Raw genomic sequence first — 1,352 nt, forward strand, 5'->3', positions numbered from 1 at the left:
TGTCGCGCGTCAAGATATCTGGCAGGACCGTTGAGTCAGTCCTGAAGGAGAATCTGAGCTATGGGTAGACCACCTGCGATCCCGGCCGAGCAGAAGGCGCGGATCGTGATGAGCGTGATTGCTGGCGAGTTGTCGGTCGCCGAAGCTGCACGGCGGGAGAAGGTGAGTGAGCAGTCCATCGGCCGGTGGAAGGCTGACTTCCTCGAGGCCGGCAAGACGGCGTTGGCGGCTGGGAAGTCCGGGCCCTCGACCAGGGAGCAGCAGCTCGAGGCGGAGGTCGCTGACCTGACCCAGGCGTTGGGTGAGGCCGCGGTCGAGCTGCGGGTGTGGAAGAAGTCAGCCGAGGGCAGGTTGGGCCCTTTGAGGACCTCGAGGTGATCCGCGTCGAGGCGGGCATGTCGACTGCGAGGTTCTGCCAGCTCATCGACATGCCCGAGCGGACCTGGCGCCGCTGGCAGGCCAAAGCCCGCGCCGGCACCGGTGCCGGCGCCGGTGCGCGACCCAAAGGTCCGTGGCCGACCCCAGCCCGCGATAAGGCTCGCGATCTGATCCTCAAGCACGGTACGAAGCACTCGGCGTGGGGCCACCGCAAGATCTGGGCGATGGTCCGCCACGAGGGCCATGTCGTGTCAGAAGCCACTGTGCTGCGCACGCTGCGCGACGAGGGTCTGATCCTGCCCGCGCACTACCAGCGCGAACGCAGGAAGCTGGCCGAGCGCAGGAAGGCTGCGTTCGCGAATGAGCCGACGGGTCCGAACCAGGTGTGGCAGTTGGACTTCTCCGAGTTCGAGACCACCACCGGTGGGACGTGGCGGCTGGCCGGGTGCCGGGATTACTGGTCCAAGTACGAGCATCCCTTCCACGTGTCGCCGACGGCGAACCAGTTCGACGCCATCGACGCGATCGAACTCGCGTTGACTGACTTCGAGGCCATGTTCGGCCACCCGCTCAGCGACCTGTGCGACATCGATATCGAGACCGGGCAGGTCCTGCCGGTCGTGACGATCGTCACCGACAATGGCGGACCGTTCCGCTCGTTCAGGTTCGAGAAGTTCATCTTCGACCACCCCGAGTTGCATCACGTCCGCACGCGGGTCCGGACGCCCGGGCAGAACGGGTCACGCGAACGCGGGTTTGGGACGTTGAAGTACGAGCGGCTGTACATCGACGAGATCGACGACGCGCTCATGCTCGCCAAGCACGCCGAGGAGTACCGGATCGAGTACAACACCATCCGGCCACACGAAGCACTGGCCTGGAACCGGCCACTCGAGGTGCACTTGGGGAACGCCGACCCGACGGTCCCCACCTTTCAAACCGAGAAATCCCTGCCATGTTCTTGACGCGGGACA

2 protein-coding genes are annotated in these 1,352 nt (G+C 65.4%); both read left to right on the forward strand.

What is annotated here, in order from left to right; all coding sequences use genetic code 11:
• The first annotated feature begins 60 nt into the window (after positions 1 to 60).
• Complete coding sequence (locus tag D1832_RS15050) at positions 61 to 378, forward strand: transposase (RefSeq protein WP_118915196.1); 318 nt, start codon at positions 61 to 63, stop codon at positions 376 to 378.
• Positions 375 to 1,343 carry an integrase core domain-containing protein gene (locus D1832_RS15055; RefSeq protein ID WP_118915198.1) on the forward strand — a complete coding sequence of 323 codons (969 nt, stop codon included), beginning with the start codon at positions 375 to 377 and terminating at the stop codon, positions 1,341 to 1,343. The genes D1832_RS15050 and D1832_RS15055 overlap by 4 nt, the downstream gene beginning before the upstream one ends.
• Positions 1,344 to 1,352: the final 9 nt, after the last annotated feature.

Source organism: Dermacoccus abyssi (assembly GCF_003515945.1).
Classification (GTDB): domain Bacteria; phylum Actinomycetota; class Actinomycetes; order Actinomycetales; family Dermatophilaceae; genus Dermacoccus; species Dermacoccus abyssi.

Excerpts from the sequence above, each read along its gene's own strand:
- D1832_RS15050 (WP_118915196.1), top strand. The coding sequence starts at position 61 with ATGGGTAGACCACCTGCGATCCCGGCCGAGCAGAAGGCGCGGATCGTG.